This is a genomic window from Streptomyces sp. NPDC001348, from assembly GCF_053597535.1.
In genome coordinates, this window is the sequence record NZ_JBSFIK010000043.1 from 1 (window position 1) to 15,868 (window position 15,868).

The following is a 15,868-nucleotide window of genomic DNA, read 5'->3' on the forward strand; positions in this document are numbered from 1 at the left end:
CCACCCGAGTACATCCAGTACGCGGGTGATGCTCCGCCTTGCGAGGCACCGCACCGGACGCCGCGAGCTTCCCGGCAAACCTTTCCGGTCGCAGCACTAGTCCGGCCTCGGGGCCTTGACCCCGTGCACGCGCGCGTACTCCGCCGCGAGCCAGGGCCCCAGGTCGTCGAGGTAGGACCGCAGGACCTCCGGGTCGCCGACGGGCTCGTAGCCGTGCTCCGCGGCCGTCCGCATCTGCCGGGCGCGCTCCGGGTAGTACGCGCCGAACACCTCGGCCATCTCCCGCAGATCGCTGGTCCAGCCCTGCCAGCGGGGCATCACCAGGGTGAACCCGGTGCGCACGAGATGGCGTGACATGAACCGCACGAGCGGCCGCCGGGCCTCTTCGCGGTCCTCGGCACCCGCGACGCGCTCCCGCCAGCGGGGCAGGAAGAGCGCGAGGTCGCCGTTGGTCTCGCGGGCCAGGAGCGAGTCGGGCCGGTAGCGGGGCAGGAACGCGGCGAGGTCCTCCCCGAGCAGCGGGGTGCACAGGCAGGCGACGAACCACCCCATGTCGTACCTCTCCAAGTCGCTGAGCAGCCGCTCCCGGCCGAACAGCAGCGTCCCGACCCCGTCGATCTGCGGGAACTCCGCGTCCAGGCCCTCACCGAGGACCCGGGCCGCCTCCCGGTCAGCGTCCGCCGGCTCCTCCCGCAGGGCGACCAGCAGATCGAGATCGCTGCGCCCCACGCGCGCGGTGCCGCGCGGGATCGACCCGAAGAGGTACGCGCTGTGCATACGGTCCCCGAAGGCGTCCGCGAGACGGCCGCGGGCGGCGGTGACGACGGGGCGGAAGGCGTGCGGGATCCGTGTGAGAGAGCCCTCGCGTTCGAGGTGGCCCCGGGCGTCGATGCCCTTCGGGGGAAACGGTTCGGCCATGTGATCACTGTGCCGCGGCGGGGGCCCGGGGGCAGGTGATTTACGGCCGGCCCCTACGGCTGGATCTTCACCGCCCGCCCGGCCTGATCCTCACCGCCAGCGGAACACCCGCAAGCGGCGCGTCCCACTCCGGGAACGGCAGGCCACGGCGATGACGTCGCCGTGCGCGGCCACGAGCGGGTCGAAGGCGTAGCCGCGCGCCCTGCGCCGGGCCACGACCCGCCCGTCCGACGGGTCGAGAACACTCAGCCGGTTGCCGTACCCGTGCAGGGCCAGCAGCCAGCCGCGGTGGGCGAGCGGGACGACCGTGGAGGCATCGGACCTTGTCCGCCACTCCCACAGCGGCTCGCCGGAGGCGACCGAGTAGGCGCCGAGCCGTACGTAGTGCTCTTCCTCCACCCCGTCCACGGGCACCACCTGCACGGCGAGGACATCGCCCGTCACGGCCACCTGCTCGCCGAACTTCGCACAGTCGGGAGGCAGGCGCAGGGGAACGCCGCCGACGGACAGTCGTGGCCGGCCGCGGCTGCCGCGTGCCTCCAGCCGGGCGACGAAGGGCGCGGCGCGGAGCACCGCCTCGGGCTCGGAACGCCCGTCGGTCAGCCTGTGCGACCACCGGGTACGGCCCGTGCGCACGTCGTCCACCCGCAGCTTCGGTGCGCCGCCCCACTTGTCGACGACCGTCGCGAGCCGGCCCGCGCCCAGGGCCACCTCGCAGTGGTACTCGCCGAGGTGCCCCAACCGCTCCGCCTTCTCCCTGCGGGTCCAGGCGACCGTCCCGGAGGCCGTGTCCAGGGCGGTCAGGTCGACGTGTCGCACGTCGCGTGCGCCGTCGTCGTAGTGCAGCACCACGCCCACGCCGTCCTCGAGGTCCGGCGACACCACCCGGACGACGTCCTCACCCGGCGGCCGCCAGGTCCACAGGAGCGCCCCCGTGGTCATGCTGTAGGCGTCCAGCCGGTCGAACCGGGCGAGGACGACACAGGCATCCGTCACCCACAGCCCCACGGGCCTGTCCAGCTCGCCCTTCTCGTACGGCGTCCTCCACAGCCGCCGCGCCGAACGCCACAAGTCGGACCGCGTCCAGACCGACTCCGGCACCTTGTCCTCGACCATCCCCACCCCCGCGAGTCCGTCGCAGGGTACGCGAAAGGCCCCGCCTCACGGCAGGGCCTCACGCGCGTGTGCCGTCGGTCAGCGCGAGCGCTTCGCCAGGCGCTCCACGTCCAGCAGGATCACCGCGCGTGCCTCCAGGCGCAGCCAACCGCGCTGGGCGAAGTCGGCCAGCGCCTTGTTCACGGTCTCCCGGGAGGCGCCGACCAGCTGGGCCAGTTCCTCCTGTGTGAGGTCGTGGACGACGTGGATGCCCTCCTCCGACTGGACGCCGAAGCGGCGCGAGAGGTCCAGCAGGGCGCGGGCGACGCGTCCGGGGACATCGGAGAAGACCAGGTCGGACATGGCGTCGTTGGTCTTGCGCAGGCGGCGGGCGACGGCGCGCAGCAGGGCGCCGGCCACCTCGGGACGCACGTTCAGCCAGGGCTGGAGGTCACCGTGGCCGAGACCGAGCAGCTTGACCTCGGTCAGTGCGGTCGCGGTCGCCGTGCGCGGGCCCGGGTCGAACAGCGACAGCTCGCCGATGAGCTCACCGGGACCCACGACGGCCAGCATGTTCTCGCGGCCGTCGGGGGAGGTGCGGTGGAGTTTGACCTTGCCCTCGGTGACGACGTACAGCCTGTCTCCGGGGTCGCCTTCGTGGAACAGTGAGTCACCGCGCGCGAGGGTCACCTCACTCATGGAGGCGCGGAGCTCCGCGGCCTGCTCGTCGTCGAGCGCCGCGAAGAGCGGGTTGCGCCGCAGAACGTCGTCCACGAGTTCTCTCCCTTGTCGACCTGCTCAGGGGATCTTGCTCCCCCGTGTGCCAGGGGACCGTGTTCCCCATTTTGCCGGACGATCCAAACAGTGTGATCTGTCACAAGGATGCCGCACAGATGTCCCGGGGTAAGCGGCAGGGGTCCAATCGGGGACTGATCTTCCGGGTCCGGCGCGGATGTCGGTGCCGGGCTTTAGGCTGGCCGGGTGTCCAAATCGCCGGTGAGAGCACAGGCCAAGGGGGCTGCGCGGGTGGTTGTACGTCGGGATTCCGCTGTGGGCGAACAGGACCCCAGCGACAAAAGGAAAACGGTCAAAGCGGCCAAAAAGGTCCCGGTGGACGAGTCGCGCACCGCTCTGGTCCGCCGGGCCCGGCGCCTCAACCGCGAACTCGCCGAGGTCTACCCGTACGCGCATCCGGAACTGGACTTCGAGAACCCCTTCCAGCTGCTGGTCGCCACGGTCCTGTCCGCCCAGACCACGGACCTGCGGGTCAACCAGACCACGCCCGCGCTCTTCGCCAAGTACCCCACCCCCGAGGACCTGGCGGCCGCGAACCCTGAGGAGGTCGAGGAGATCCTCCGCCCCTGCGGGTTCTTCCGCGCCAAGACCAAGTCCGTCATAGGGCTCTCCAAGGCCCTGACCGAGCAGTTCGGCGGCGAGGTCCCCGGCAGGCTCGAGGACCTCGTCAAGCTGCCCGGCGTCGGCCGCAAGACCGCCTTCGTCGTCCTCGGCAACGCCTTCGGACGGCCCGGCATCACCGTGGACACCCACTTCCAGCGGCTGGTGCGGCGCTGGAAGTGGACCGCGGCGACGGAACCGGACAAGATCGAAGCCGAGGTCGGCGCGCTGTTCCCGAAGAGCGAGTGGACGATGCTCTCGCACCACGTGATCTTCCACGGCCGCCGCATCTGCCACGCCCGCAAGCCCGCCTGCGGCGCCTGCCCCGTCGCCGCGCTCTGCCCGGCGTACGGCGAGGGCGAGACGGACCCCGAGAAGGCCGAGAAACTCCTGAAGTACGAGAAGGGCGGCTTCCCCGGCCAGCGTCTGAAGCCCCCGCAGGCCTACCTCGACGCGGGCGGCAGGCCCGCGCCGCCGCTGGGGGCCGCATGACGGAGCGATCCAGGGCTCCCCTGGCGTTGGACACGGCAGAACGGGGGTGGGTATGAAGCACGCCGGCGACACCCGGAGCGGCGCGGTGACGCTCAGCAGGCAGGGCCTGCCGGACTGGCTCGACCCGGTGGCGCGGGCCGCGGAGACGGTTGAGCCGCTGCAGCTCAGCCGCTTCCTGCCGCCCGAGGACGGCGGGGGCCGCCAGTCCGCCGTGCTGGTCCTGTTCGGCGAGGGCGCCCGCGGTCCGGAGCTGCTGCTGATGGAGCGGGCGGGCTCGTTGCGCTCCCACGCCGGGCAGCCCTCGTTCCCCGGCGGCGCCCTGGACCCCGAGGACGGCGACCCGGCAGGCGACGGGCCGCTGCGGGCCGCTCTGCGCGAGGCCGAGGAGGAGACCGGACTCGACCCGTCGGGCGTCCAGCTCTTCGGCGTGCTGCCCAGGCTCTACATCCCGGTCAGCGGCTTCGTCGTCACCCCGGTGCTCGGCTGGTGGCGCGAGCCCAGCCCGGTGGGCGTCGTCGACCCGAACGAGACCGCCCGCGTCTTCACCGTGCCCGTGGCGGATCTCACGGACCCCGCCAACCGCGCCACCGCCGTGCACCCCAGCGGCCACCGAGGTCCGGCATTCCTGGTCGAATCGGCCCTCGTGTGGGGCTTCACCGCCGGGATCATCGACCGCCTGCTGCACTACGCGGGCTGGGAGCGGGACTGGGACCGGGAGAAGCAGGTCCCGCTCGACTGGCGGTCATGACAGGGTGAACCCGTGCTGTGTCTACCCGGGGGGCGACCCCCGGACCCCCGGCCGTGCTCGTGGGGCCGGAGTTCGAAGAGTCGAGGCCTGAAACGGTGAACGTGCTGGACATCCTGTTGCTGGTCGCGGCCGTGTGGTTCGCGATCGTCGGCTACCGCCAGGGCTTCGTGGTCGGCATCCTGTCGGTCACCGGCTTCCTCGGCGGCGGGCTCGTCGCCGTCTACGCACTGCCCGTCATCTGGGACGCCCTGACCGACAACGCGGAGGTCAGCACCACCGCCGCCGTCGTCGCCGTGGTGGTCGTCATCGTCTGCGCGTCCGTCGGGCAGGCCCTGACCACCCACCTCGGAAACAAACTGCGCCGTTACATCACCTGGTCCCCGGCCCGCGCCCTGGACGCCACCGGCGGAGCGCTGGTCAACGTGGTCGCGATGCTCCTCGTGGCATGGCTGATCGGCTCGGCCCTCGCGGGCACCACCCTGCCGACACTCGGCAAGGAGGTCCGGGGCTCCAAGGTCCTCCTCGGCGTCTCCCAGGCGCTCCCCGCCCAGGCCAACACCTGGTTCGCGGACTTCTCCTCGGTCCTCGCGCAGAACGGCTTCCCGCAGGTCTTCAGCCCCTTCGCCAACGAGCCGATCACCGACGTACGGCCCCCCGACCCGGCCCTGGCCGGAAGCGCGGTCGCCACACACGCCAAGCAGTCCGTCGTCAAGGTCGTGGGCACCGCCCAGAGCTGCGGCAAGGTCCTGGAGGGCACCGGCTTCGTCTTCGCCGACCGCCGCGTGATGACCAACGCGCACGTCGTCGGAGGCGTGGACGAGCCGACCGTGCAGATAGGGGGTGAGGGCCGCAAGTACGACGCGAAGGTCGTCCTCTACGACTGGCACCGCGACATCGCGGTACTCGACGTGCCGGACCTCAGGGCGCACGCCCTGCAGTTCTCCGCGAAGGACGCGACGAGCGACGACGGCGCGATCGTCGCGGGTTTCCCGCAGAACGGCTCGTACGACGTCCGCGCCGCGCGTGTGCGCGGGCGCATCACGGCCAACGGCCCGGACATCTACCACCGTGGCACCGTCCGCCGTGACGTCTACTCGCTCTACGCCACCGTCCGCCAGGGCAACTCCGGCGGCCCGCTGCTCACGCCCGAGGGCAAGGTGTACGGCGTGGTCTTCGCGAAGTCCCTCGACGACGCCGACACCGGTTACGCGCTCACCGCGGACGAGATCCGGCAGGACATCGACCAGGGGCGTACCGCGAACCAGCAGGTGGGCACCGACAGCTGCGCCCTCTAGCGGCGGTTCAGCCGCGGGGATGACGCAGACGTACCGAGACCCAGCGGGCCCGGCGGCGCAGGATGCGTGGAATTCCGACCCGGAGATCCGTGCTCTGCATCTGCGGAGCGCCATTCCCGTGCGAGCTCAGGCCTGCGGCCGAGCGGCGGTTCCGGGGTGCGTCACTGTAGTCGTGCGTCCAGCCCATACCCCGACGTGTGCCCGGGCCCCAAGGTCGATAACCGCTTCGGAGGCCCTCAATTGGCCTATGCGCTGGGCATGTGGCCGTTCGTGGAACAGGTGTTCAGGCTCCGGATACCGGGCGCATTGGCGCGGTCACCGATCCGGCTCGAGCCGTTCCGGCCACCCGGCCCCGGACCGTCGCACGCGCGTGCGGCAGCCGGACACGGCGCGCGCGTGCCAGCGGGCAGCCGAGGTCGGCGCACGCGTGTCAGCGGTCGGGTTCCGGGTCCTTGAGCCAGTTGATGAGTTCGGCGGAGAACGCCACCGGGTCCTCCTCGTGCGGGAAGTGCCCGAGCCCGTCGAACAGCCGCCAGCGGTACGGTGCTTCGACGTACTCACCCGAACCCGCGGCGCTCCGTGTGCGCATGACGGGATCGAGGGAGCCGTGCAGATGCAGCGTGGGCACGCGCACCGGCCGCTTCATCCGGCGGTTGAACTGGATGCCGTCCGGACGCGCCAGTGACCGCACCATCCAGCGGTACGGCTCGATCGAGCAGTGCGCGGTCGACGGGATGCACATGGCACGGCGGTACGTCTCCACCACGTCGTCGTCCGGCAGCCGGGGCCCGGACCAGTCCCGGATCAACTCGCCCACCAGCGCCCCGTCGTCGGCGGTCAGCTGCCGCTCCGGGATCCACGGCCGCTGGAACCCCCAGATGTAGGAGCCGGCCACCGTCTGCCGGGCGTCCCGCAGCATCGCCGCGCGCCAGCGCCGCGGATGCGGCATCGACACCACCGCGAGCCGCCGCACCAGCTTGGGCCGCATCGCGGCCGCCGTCCAGGCCAGATAACCGCCCAGGTCGTGGCCGACCAGCGCGGCGTCCGGCTCGCCGAGGGAGCGCACCACACCGGTGATGTCGAGGGCGAGGTTGGCCGGGTCGTACCCGCGCGGCGTGCGGTCACTGCCGCCCACGCCCCGCAGGTCCATCGCCACCGCCCGGAACCCGGCGTCGGCGAGCGCGCCGAGCTGGTGCCGCCACGCCCACCAGAACTGCGGGAAGCCGTGCAACAGCAGCACCAGCGGTCCGTCGCCGACCTCGGCGATGTGGAAACGGGCGCCGTTGGCGGCGACGTCCCGGTGCGTCACCTCGCGGCCACCGGGTACGTCCAGCCGTGCGACCGAGAAGGGGTGCGCCGAAGCGGCGGGGTCCGTCATGACGACGAGCGTGCCACAGCCTCGATGGCTGCGGGGGACCGGTCCTCCAGGGCCGGCTCCTGACGGGGGTGCGGCTTGGCCTTCTGCAGGACGCCCGCCGTCTCCTTCACGGAAGCGGCGACCTTCTGCCGGCCCTTGCTCTTCTGCGCCTTCTTCGCGAACACGACCCCGATCAGCGCGAGACCACCGGCGACGAGGACGTTGGCGGCGAAGGACAGCAGGAAGCAGACCGCCAGATTCCAGCCGCTCCACGTCCGGATGCCGTACGCGAGGGCGAAGTTGAGCATCGGCAGGGAGAACAGCAGCACCGCGCCGGCCACCGTGAAGGCGCCGCCGCTGGTCGCGCCGCGCTTGACGTCCTGCTTCAGCTGGGCCTTGGCCAGCGCGATCTCGTCATGCACCAGCGCCGACAATTCGGTCGTCGCCGAGGCGAACAGCTGGCCGATGCTGCGTTCGGCGCCGACCGGGCTGCCGTCGGGTGCGCTCATCGCGGTCTCCCTCTTCGTCTTTTCTGCCGTCTCGTTTTGTACCGTCTCGTCAGATCATGCCGGACGGTCGCCTTCCTCGCCTGCCCTGCCCGGCACTTCGGCACGCTCGTGGCGCCCCGGGACCGTGCCCGCGAGGTCCGCGGCGAGCCGTCGGTGCTCGGCCGCCTTGTGCTCGAGGAGCTCGGCCATACGCAGGTGGTAGGCCGGGTCGTCCTGTTCGTAGACGTCCGGGACGCCGTCGAGGTCCTCGTCCCGTTCCTCCTCCTCGCACAGCCGGCGGTACTTTGCGTTGCGGATCTTCAGCAGGACCGTCGCGCCCATTGCCGCGATCAGCGACCCGGTCAGCACGGCGGCCTTGACCTCGTCGGTCAGGGTCGCCTCGCCCGCGAAGGCGAGCTCGCCGATGAGCAGGGAGACGGTGAACCCGATGCCGGCGAGGGTCGCCACGGCGAAGACGTCCGCCCACTCGAGGTCGTCGCTGAGCGAGGCCCGGGTGAAGCGGGCGGTCAGCCAGGTGCCGCCGAAGATGCCGAGCGTCTTGCCGACGACCAGGCCCAGCACCACACCCAGTGTCTGCGGCTTGGTGAACACGTCCGCGAGCGCCCCGCCGGATATCGACACACCCGCACTGAACAGCGCGAACAACGGCACGGCGAGTCCCGCCGACAGGGGGCGCACGAGATGCTCGATGCGTTCGGCGGGCGAGTGCTCCTCACCCTCGCGGGTGGTGCAGCGCAGCATCAGGCCCATGGCGACGCCCGCGATGGTGGCGTGGACACCGCTGTTGTACATCAGGGCCCAGACGACCAGCGCGAGCGGCACGTACACGTACCAGCCGCGTACGCCCGCACGCAGCAGCAGCCAGAAGACGACGAGCCCGGCGACCGCGCCGCCGAGTGCGGCGAGGTGGATGCGCTCGGTGAAGAAGACCGCGATGATCAGGATCGCGAACAGGTCGTCGACGACGGCGAGCGTGAGCAGGAAGGCGCGCAGCGCACTCGGCAGCGCGGTGCCGATGACCGCGAGCACGGCGAGCGCGAAGGCGATGTCGGTCGCGGTGGGCACCGCCCAGCCGGCGAGCGAGCCGCCACCGGCGGCGTTGGTGAGGGTGTAGACGAGCGCCGGTACGGCCATGCCGCACAGCGCGGCGAGCACGGGCAGTGCGGCGGCCTTCGGGTCCCTGAGGTCACCGGCGACGAGCTCGCGCTTGAGCTCGATTCCGGCGACGAAGAAGAAGACCGCGAGCAGTCCGTCGGCGGCCCAGTGCGTGACGGAGAGGTTCAGGCCGAGGACGCCGGGGCCCAGGTGGTACTGGCTGACGGTCTCGTAGCTGTGGCGCAGCGCGGGGATGTTCGCCCAGACCAGGGCCGCGACGGCGGCGGCCAGCAGCAGCACGCCGCCGACCGTCTCGGCGCGCAGGGCGTCCGCGACGTAGGTCCGCTCGGGCAGCGACAGCCGCGCGAAGACCTTGCGGGTGGTGGTGCGGGGCGCGGGCACGGGGAGACCTCCGGTCGGTGGGCAGGACGGAGCACATGCCGACCAGACTTCCCGGCGCACCTGATGTTGACGTTGTCGTTGCTTTGCTTAGTTTACCTAACGTGCGTACCGGGTGCGCCGTGGATGGATCCAGCGATCCCCACGGTAGGTGCGAAAAGGGCACCCGGCGCGCTGGTCGCCGGGTGCCCCCGCAAGCCGTGCCCAGTCGTGCCGGGCTCGGTCCGCGCCGCTCAGTCCTCGCTGGGCGCCGCGGGCAGCTTCGCCTGGATGAGGTTCATGACCGTGGCGTCGGTCAGCGTGGTGACGTCACCGAGCTGGCGGTTCTCCGCGACGTCCCGCAGCAGGCGTCGCATGATCTTGCCGGAGCGGGTCTTGGGGAGTTCCGCCACCGGCAGGATCCGCTTGGGCTTGGCGATCGGGCCGAGCGTGGCGCCGACGTGGTCGCGCAGCGCGCCGATGAGTTCGTCGTCCTCGGACGCCGTACCCCGGAGGATCACGAAGGCGACGATCGCCTGCCCGGTCGTCTCGTCCGCCGCGCCGACCACGGCCGCCTCGGCCACGGACGGGTGCGAGACCAGCGCGGACTCCACCTCGGTGGTGGAGATGTTGTGCCCGGACACCAGCATCACGTCGTCGACGCGGCCGAGGAGCCAGATGTCCCCGTCGTCGTCCTTCTTCGCCCCGTCACCGGCGAAGTACCTGCCCTCGAAACGGGACCAGTAGGTGTCGATGAACCGCTGGTCGTCGCCCCAGATGGTGCGCAGCATCGACGGCCACGGCTCGGTCAGCACCAGGTAGCCACCGCCGCCGTCCGGCACCTCGTTCGCCTCGTCGTCGACGACGGTCGCGGAGATGCCGGGCAGCGGGGTCTGGGCGGAGCCGGGCTTGGCGGCGGTGACGCCCGGCAGCGGGGAGATCATCATCGCGCCGGTCTCGGTCTGCCACCAGGTGTCGACGACCGGCGTCCGGTCCCCGCCGATGTTCTTGCGGTACCAGATCCACGCCTCCGGGTTGATCGGCTCGCCGACGGAGCCGAGGACGCGGAGGGAGGAGAGGTCGAACTTGGCGGGGATGTCGTCTCCCCACTTCATGAACGTACGGATCGCGGTCGGCGCCGTGTACAGGATCGTCACGCCGTACTTCTGCACGATCTCCCAGAACCGGCCCTGGTGCGGGGTGTCCGGCGTGCCTTCGTACATCACCTGCGTCGCGCCGTTGGCCAGCGGTCCGTAGACGATGTACGAGTGCCCGGTGACCCAGCCGACGTCGGCCGTGCACCAGTAGACGTCGGTCTCCGGCTTCAGGTCGAACACCGCCCAGTGCGTGTACGCCGTCTGCGTCAGATAACCGCCGGAGGTGTGCAGGATGCCCTTCGGCTTGCCCGTCGTGCCGGAGGTGTAGAGGATGAACAGCGGGTGCTCCGCCTCGAACGCCTCCGGTGCGTGTTCGGCGGACTGCCGCTCGACCAGGTCGTGCCACCACACGTCCCGCTCGTCGTTCCAGGCGACCTCCTGGCCGGTGCGGCGTACGACGAGCACGTGGTCCACGTTGTCGACCTTGGCGACCGCCTCGTCGACGGCCGGCTTGAGCGCGGAGGGCTTGCCGCGCCGCCACCCGCCGTCGGAGGTGATGACGACACGGGCGTCGGCGTCCTGGATGCGGGTCGCGAGCGCGTCGGCCGAGAAACCGCCGAAGACGACCGAGTGCGCGGCGCCGATACGGGCCGAGGCCAGCATCGCGATCGCGGTCTCCGGGATCATCGGCATGTAGATGGCGACCCGGTCGCCCTTGCGGACCCCCAGCTCCAGCAGGGCGTTCGCCGCCTTGGACACCTCGTCCTTCAGTTCGGCGTAGGTGAGGGCACGGCTGTCGCCGGGCTCGCCCTCGAAGTGGATGGCGACCCGGTCGCCGTGCCCCGCCTCGACGTGCCGGTCCACGCAGTTGTAGGCGACGTTGAGCCTGCCGTCCTGGAACCACTTGGCGAACGGCGGGTTCGACCAGTCCAGCGTCTCGGTGGGCTCGGTGGCCCACGTCAGCCGGCGTGCCTGCTCGGCCCAGAAGCCGAGCCTGTCAGCCTTGGCCTGTTCATACGCCTCCGCCGTGACGTTGGCGTTCTCGGCCAGCTCGGCGGGCGGCACGAACCTGCGCTCTTCCCTGAGCAGGTTGGCCAGGCTCTCGTTGCTCACGACATCTCCCTCTCGCAGGGTGTCCGTTGTGTCCCAGGCCACAGCTCATCAGACCCGGGGGTCCGGTGACAAGGGGCGACGTACAATTGGTTTAGACCTGTGTGTTCATCTGGTCTTCTACGGTCCCTTGCGGCGCTTGAGGGAAACCCGGCGGAAGGGATTCGGGGCGGGCCGCCTGCGGCGGCTCGCGCCCCTGGGCTCTTCGCGGAGTTCGACCGGCGCCATGGGGATACGGTGACGTCTTTCACACTTCGACGCGGAGGGCACTGGGCGTCGCGCCCCGACCGCGCCGAGCGGACCCCGGAGGGAGCGGACCCCGGAGGGGAGCGGGTCGTCATGGACGTGATCGCGGTGGATCAGCTCACGGTCACCGGGGCGGCGGCCGCGTTCGGCATCCGCCAGCTCACCGCACGCGTACATGTCCACCGGGCCCGCAAGTCCCTGCGACCGGAGGCGGATCCGCCCGCCCCGGCCCGCTGGGCGCCGAGCGCGCGCAGCGGGAGCCGCATCACGCCGACAGGTCTTGCGCCGGCGCCCGGTCGAACAGTTCGTCTCCTCTCTTTGCGTCGAGCAGGTACGTCTGGTCCTCGCCCACATGGACATACATGCCGTGCAGCTCCAGCGTTCCTCCCTTCAGGGCGCGCGCGACCGACTCGTGGGCGCGCAGATGGTCCAGCTGCTGGATCACGTTGGTCAGACAGAGCTGCTCCAGCGCATCCACGGCGGACCGGCCGGCCAGCCGTGCCCCGGGGCCGGCGCCGTCGGCCATCCGCTCCAGGCTCGGCAGCCCGTGCCCGAGCCACCGTTTCAACGGTGTCCGCGCACCCGTCTGCTCCAGGTCGAGCAAGGTCTGCATGGCCCCGCACCCGGAGTGGCCGCAGACCGTGATGGACCGCACTTTCAGCACGTCGACCGCGTACTCGACAGCAGCCGCCACCGAGTCGTCGCCGCTCTCCTCACCCGGCAGCGGGACCAGGTTGCCGACGTTGCGCACGACGAGGAGGTCGCCCGGGCCACTGGAGGTGATCGTCGAGGTGACGAGCCGCGAGTCGGCGCAGGTGAGGAAGAGCCGGGACGGGCGCTGCCCCTCCCGCGCCAACTCGCCCCGTACCAGGAGCGGGGGCGCGGTGTCGCGCCGGAGGGCGCTGATGCCGCGTGCCAGGTCGCGGCCGCCGTCTGGTCCGGTGTCGGGTCTGCCGTCGGGGCTGCCGTCGGGTCTGGATCCGCGCCGGCCGGATGTGGTGGTCGGGGTACCGCCCCCGCGGCCGGTGAGTTCGGCGGATCCGCCCAGCGCGGTGTGCGCCAGCTGCCAGTCCCGCAGCGACTCGTACGCCGCGTGGTCCATGAACGAGCCGTGCAACTCCACGACGGCGTGGGCGCCTTGCGGCACGAGGTGCAGGACGCGGCTGAGCCGTGGCACCGCGAGGAACGTCAACTCGCCTCTCACCCGGACGTAGTGGACTCCTCCCGTCTCTTCGTGCGTGACACGGGTGCGGGCGAGCCGGTTCAGCGCGACGGCGACGGCCACGGCGACGCCGGACAGCACGCCCTCGAGCACGCCGAGGAACACCACGCCGAGAGTGGTGGCGGCGTACACCAGCGCCTCGCGGTGGCGGGTCACCGTGCGGATGTGGTGCAGGGACACCATCTGGATGCCGACGGCCATCACCAGGGCGGCGAGCGATGCGAGCGGGATGAGCTCCAGGACCGGAACCATCAGCAGCGCGGCGACCATGACGAGAACGCCGTGCAGCATGGTGGAGTTCCGGCTCACGGCGCCGCCCCGTACATTCGCCGAACTCCGCACGGCCACCCCCGCGACGGGCAGTCCGCCCAGCGCACCGGAGACGATGTTGGCGGCGCCCTGGCCGAGCAGCTCCCGGTCCAGGTCCGAGCGGCCGACGCGGTTCTGCGGAGCGGGGCGCCCGGCGACCAGCTTGTCCACGGCGACCGCTCCGAGCAGCGACTGCACGCTGCACACCAGCGTGGTGGTCAGCACTGCGGTGACGAGGCCGGGCACGGGCCCTTCGGGCAGTCCGGCCAGGGCATGGCTGTGCCAGGACGGCAGGTCGACCCTGGGCAGCGACAGCCCGGTGAGCCAGGCGGTCGCGGTGGCCCCGGCGACCGCGACGAGCGCGGCCGGGATCCTGCGCAGCAGCCGGCCGGGGCGGCCGGGCAGTCGTGGCCAGGCCAGCAGCAGGGTCAGCGTCAGCGCGCTCGTCGTCACGGCCGCGGGATGCAGATGGGCCAACTGGTACGGCAGGCCCAGGAGGTTGTCGAGGACGGAGCTGTGCGGGCTGCCGCCCAGCACGATGTGCAGCTGGGCGACGGCGATGGTCACACCGATGCCGGCGAGCATGCCGTGCACCACGGCCGGGCTCACGGCGAGCGCGGAGCGTGCCACGCGCAGACAGCCCAGACCGAGTTGGGCCAGGCCCGCCAGGACGGTGATGGCGCAGGTCGTCCGCCATCCGTAGCGGTCGATCAAGCCGGCGGTGACGACGGTGAGTCCGGCTGCCGGGCCGCTGACCTGGAGGGGGCAACCGCCCAGCCGCCCTGCCACGATCCCGCCGACCGCAGCGGCGACCAGCCCGGCCTGGAGCGGGGCGCCCGTGGCGAGAGCGATGCCGAGGGACAGGGGTAGAGCGATCAGGAAGACGGCGACCGACGCGGACAGATCGGCGCCGGCGACACGGAAGCGGCGGGGCGGACTGTGTGGTTGGTGGGGGCGCTCGGTCGGTGCCGGGGGCTGGGGCTGGGTGGGGGCGCAGGCTGACATGTTCCCGTCTCCTCCGGGGTGGCGCGGTCGGGTAACCGGTCGCGGCCGCGGGTCGCGGCGTGCGGTGCGGGATGGATCAACGCAACGATCAACGCGTAGTAAACGAATCGTAATGCAGAGTAAAAGTCGGGCATGGATTTTTGCCGCAAAAGGTGCATTAGTTCACCCGCTGGAGTGATGCGAGCTGTTTATCGGCTTGTCGTATTAATTCCTTCTCGGCCCTCGTGCGACCTTGGCGGCGCTGCCGACGAAACCGGCAGTCCACCACAAAACGCCCTCGTCAGCGTTTGTCTGAGAGAAGGAAGAAGGTGGGCGGAACATGGCCGCCACCCAGAGGATCGCCGCGGGAGCCATGGTCGCCGCGGCCTGTGCCGCGTCGCTGGCCGGTTGCGCCGGCGGCTCCAGCGGCTCCAAGGAAGGAGCCCCCGGCCCGCAGAAGGGAGCGCCGCCGCCCGGCAGCGTGCTCCGGCTGATCGGCGACGGCTCCACCGCGTACACCGGCTCGCAGCCGCATCTGCCCAGACCCGAGCGGCTCGAACCCGGTCAGAAGCCTCCCCAGTTCGTGGTCTTCTCCTGGGACGGGGCGGGCGAGGACAGCCAGAAGCTGTTCTCCCACTTCCGCAAGGTCGCCAAGGCCAACAACGCGACCATGACCTACTTCCTCAGCGGCGTGTACCTGCTGCCCAAGGAGAAGCGCGACCTCTACAAGCCGCCGCAGCACGCGCCGGGCAGCTCCGAGATCGGCTTCAACGACGAGCAGGGCATCACTGACACCGTCAGGCAACTGCGCCTCGCCTGGCTGGAGGGCAACGAGATCGGCACCCACTTCAACGGCCACTTCTGCGGCAACGACGGCGGGGTGGGCACTTGGTCGGTGGAGGAGTGGAAGAGCGAGATCGCCCAGGCCAAGGAGTTCGTGAAGACCTGGAAGACCAACACGGGCATGAAGGACGCGCCTCCGCTGCCCTTCGACTACGACAAGGAGCTCGTCGGCGCCCGCACCCCCTGCCTGGAAGGCCAGAAGAACTTCATGCGGGCGGCCCGCGACCTGGGCTTCCGCTATGACACCAGCGGGGTCGACGACCAGGTCTGGCCGAAGAGGAAGAACGGCCTGTGGGACCTGTCGATGCAGCTCGTGCCCTTCCCGGGGCACTCCTACGAGCAGTTGACCATGGACTACAACTTCATGGTCAACCAGTCGGGCACCTCGACCCAGGGGGATCCCGATAAGTACGACTACTGGGGTGACCAGATGCGGGACGGCCTGCTGAAGGGCTTCTACCGCGCCTACGACGGCAACCGTGCGCCCCTGATCATCGGCAACCACTTCGAGTCCTGGAACGGCGGCACCTACATGCGCGCCCTCGACGAGGTCGTCGAGCAGGTGTGCAACAAGCCGGAGGTGCGCTGCGTCTCCTTCCGGCAGCTCGCCGACTGGCTGGACGCCCAGGACCCGCAGGTGCTGGCCAGGCTGCGCACGCTGAACGTGGGCGAGGCCCCCCGGCAGGGCTGGGCGTCCTTCCTGTCGGGCCGCACCGCCCCGGCTCCGAAGGGGGTGCCGGGGGCGCCCGCGGTCCGGCAGTAGACGCGGAGGCGG

Annotated in this window: 13 protein-coding genes; 4 read left to right on the forward strand and 9 right to left on the reverse strand. The window is 71.1% G+C overall.

Annotation, left to right across the window (positions count from 1 at the left end; all coding sequences use genetic code 11):
• Positions 1-96 precede the first annotated feature (96 nt).
• The 3 genes from ACWC21_RS33245 to ACWC21_RS33255 all read right to left on the reverse strand — a co-directional run bounded on the left by ACWC21_RS33245 (position 97) and on the right by ACWC21_RS33255 (position 2,787).
• Positions 97-918 (reverse strand): nucleotidyltransferase domain-containing protein, encoded by an 822-nt coding sequence (locus ACWC21_RS33245; RefSeq protein ID WP_450887299.1) that lies wholly within the window; start codon positions 916-918, stop codon positions 97-99.
• A 90-nt stretch (positions 919-1,008) separates the two neighbouring features.
• Positions 1,009-2,034, reverse strand: a complete 1,026-nt coding sequence (locus ACWC21_RS33250) for an outer membrane protein assembly factor BamB family protein (protein WP_450887301.1) — start codon at positions 2,032-2,034, stop codon at positions 1,009-1,011.
• A 78-nt stretch (positions 2,035-2,112) separates the two neighbouring features.
• A complete protein-coding gene (locus tag ACWC21_RS33255) occupies positions 2,113-2,787 on the reverse strand; it encodes a Crp/Fnr family transcriptional regulator (protein WP_030734182.1) in 675 nt (224 codons plus the stop codon).
• A gap of 276 nt (positions 2,788-3,063) precedes the next feature.
• On the opposite strand from ACWC21_RS33255, the gene nth reads away from it, so the two are divergent.
• From nth to ACWC21_RS33270, 3 genes are all read left to right on the forward strand, one after another.
• Positions 3,064-3,900 carry an endonuclease III gene (gene nth, locus ACWC21_RS33260; protein ID WP_450887303.1) on the forward strand — a complete coding sequence of 279 codons (837 nt, stop codon included), beginning with the start codon at positions 3,064-3,066 and terminating at the stop codon, positions 3,898-3,900.
• Positions 3,901-3,952: 52 nt separating this feature from the next.
• Positions 3,953-4,648, forward strand: a complete 696-nt coding sequence (locus tag ACWC21_RS33265; RefSeq protein WP_450887305.1) for an NUDIX hydrolase — start codon at positions 3,953-3,955, stop codon at positions 4,646-4,648.
• A gap of 95 nt (positions 4,649-4,743) precedes the next feature.
• Complete coding sequence (locus ACWC21_RS33270; protein ID WP_450887307.1) at positions 4,744-5,943, forward strand: MarP family serine protease; 1,200 nt, start codon at positions 4,744-4,746, stop codon at positions 5,941-5,943.
• 7 nt (positions 5,944-5,950) lie between these two features.
• On the opposite strand, the gene ACWC21_RS33275 is transcribed toward ACWC21_RS33270, so the two are convergent.
• The 6 genes from ACWC21_RS33275 to ACWC21_RS33300 all read right to left on the reverse strand — a co-directional run bounded on the left by ACWC21_RS33275 (position 5,951) and on the right by ACWC21_RS33300 (position 14,271).
• Positions 5,951-6,130, reverse strand: a complete 180-nt coding sequence (locus ACWC21_RS33275) for a hypothetical protein (protein ID WP_450887309.1) — start codon at positions 6,128-6,130, stop codon at positions 5,951-5,953.
• 243 nt (positions 6,131-6,373) lie between these two features.
• A complete protein-coding gene (locus tag ACWC21_RS33280; protein ID WP_450887311.1) occupies positions 6,374-7,321 on the reverse strand; it encodes an alpha/beta fold hydrolase in 948 nt (315 codons plus the stop codon).
• Entirely contained in the window at positions 7,318-7,809 is a 492-nt protein-coding gene (locus ACWC21_RS33285; RefSeq protein WP_450887313.1) for a phage holin family protein, read from the reverse strand. Before ACWC21_RS33285 ends, ACWC21_RS33280 begins: the two co-directional genes overlap by 4 nt.
• Before the next feature lie 54 nt (positions 7,810-7,863).
• A complete protein-coding gene (gene nhaA, locus ACWC21_RS33290) occupies positions 7,864-9,306 on the reverse strand; it encodes a Na+/H+ antiporter NhaA (RefSeq protein WP_450887315.1) in 1,443 nt (480 codons plus the stop codon).
• 230 nt (positions 9,307-9,536) lie between these two features.
• Positions 9,537-11,492 (reverse strand): acetate--CoA ligase, encoded by a 1,956-nt coding sequence (gene acs / locus ACWC21_RS33295; RefSeq protein ID WP_450887317.1) that lies wholly within the window; start codon positions 11,490-11,492, stop codon positions 9,537-9,539.
• 508 nt (positions 11,493-12,000) lie between these two features.
• The gene (locus ACWC21_RS33300) at positions 12,001-14,271 is read right to left on the reverse strand and encodes a bifunctional SulP family inorganic anion transporter/carbonic anhydrase (RefSeq protein ID WP_450887319.1); all 2,271 of its coding nucleotides are present in this window, start codon (positions 14,269-14,271) and stop codon (positions 12,001-12,003) included.
• 319 nt (positions 14,272-14,590) lie between these two features.
• On the opposite strand from ACWC21_RS33300, the gene ACWC21_RS33305 reads away from it, so the two are divergent.
• Entirely contained in the window at positions 14,591-15,856 is a 1,266-nt protein-coding gene (locus tag ACWC21_RS33305; RefSeq protein ID WP_450887321.1) for a hypothetical protein, read from the forward strand.
• Positions 15,857-15,868: the final 12 nt, after the last annotated feature.

What these genes read in the sequence shown, in the direction of transcription:
- ACWC21_RS33265 (WP_450887305.1), top strand. Translation starts at nt 3,953, where the DNA reads ATGAAGCACGCCGGCGACACCCGGAGCGGCGCGGTGACGCTCAGCAGG.
- ACWC21_RS33275 (WP_450887309.1), bottom strand. Translation starts at nt 6,130, where the DNA reads ATGGGCTGGACGCACGACTACAGTGACGCACCCCGGAACCGCCGCTCG.
- ACWC21_RS33280 (WP_450887311.1), bottom strand. Translation starts at nt 7,321, where the DNA reads ATGACGGACCCCGCCGCTTCGGCGCACCCCTTCTCGGTCGCACGGCTG.
- ACWC21_RS33285 (WP_450887313.1), bottom strand. Translation starts at nt 7,809, where the DNA reads ATGAGCGCACCCGACGGCAGCCCGGTCGGCGCCGAACGCAGCATCGGC.
- ACWC21_RS33300 (WP_450887319.1), bottom strand. Translation starts at nt 14,271, where the DNA reads ATGTCAGCCTGCGCCCCCACCCAGCCCCAGCCCCCGGCACCGACCGAG.
- ACWC21_RS33305 (WP_450887321.1), top strand. Translation starts at nt 14,591, where the DNA reads ATGGCCGCCACCCAGAGGATCGCCGCGGGAGCCATGGTCGCCGCGGCC.
- ACWC21_RS33245 (WP_450887299.1), bottom strand. Translation starts at nt 918, where the DNA reads ATGGCCGAACCGTTTCCCCCGAAGGGCATCGACGCCCGGGGCCACCTC.
- ACWC21_RS33250 (WP_450887301.1), bottom strand. Translation starts at nt 2,034, where the DNA reads ATGGTCGAGGACAAGGTGCCGGAGTCGGTCTGGACGCGGTCCGACTTG.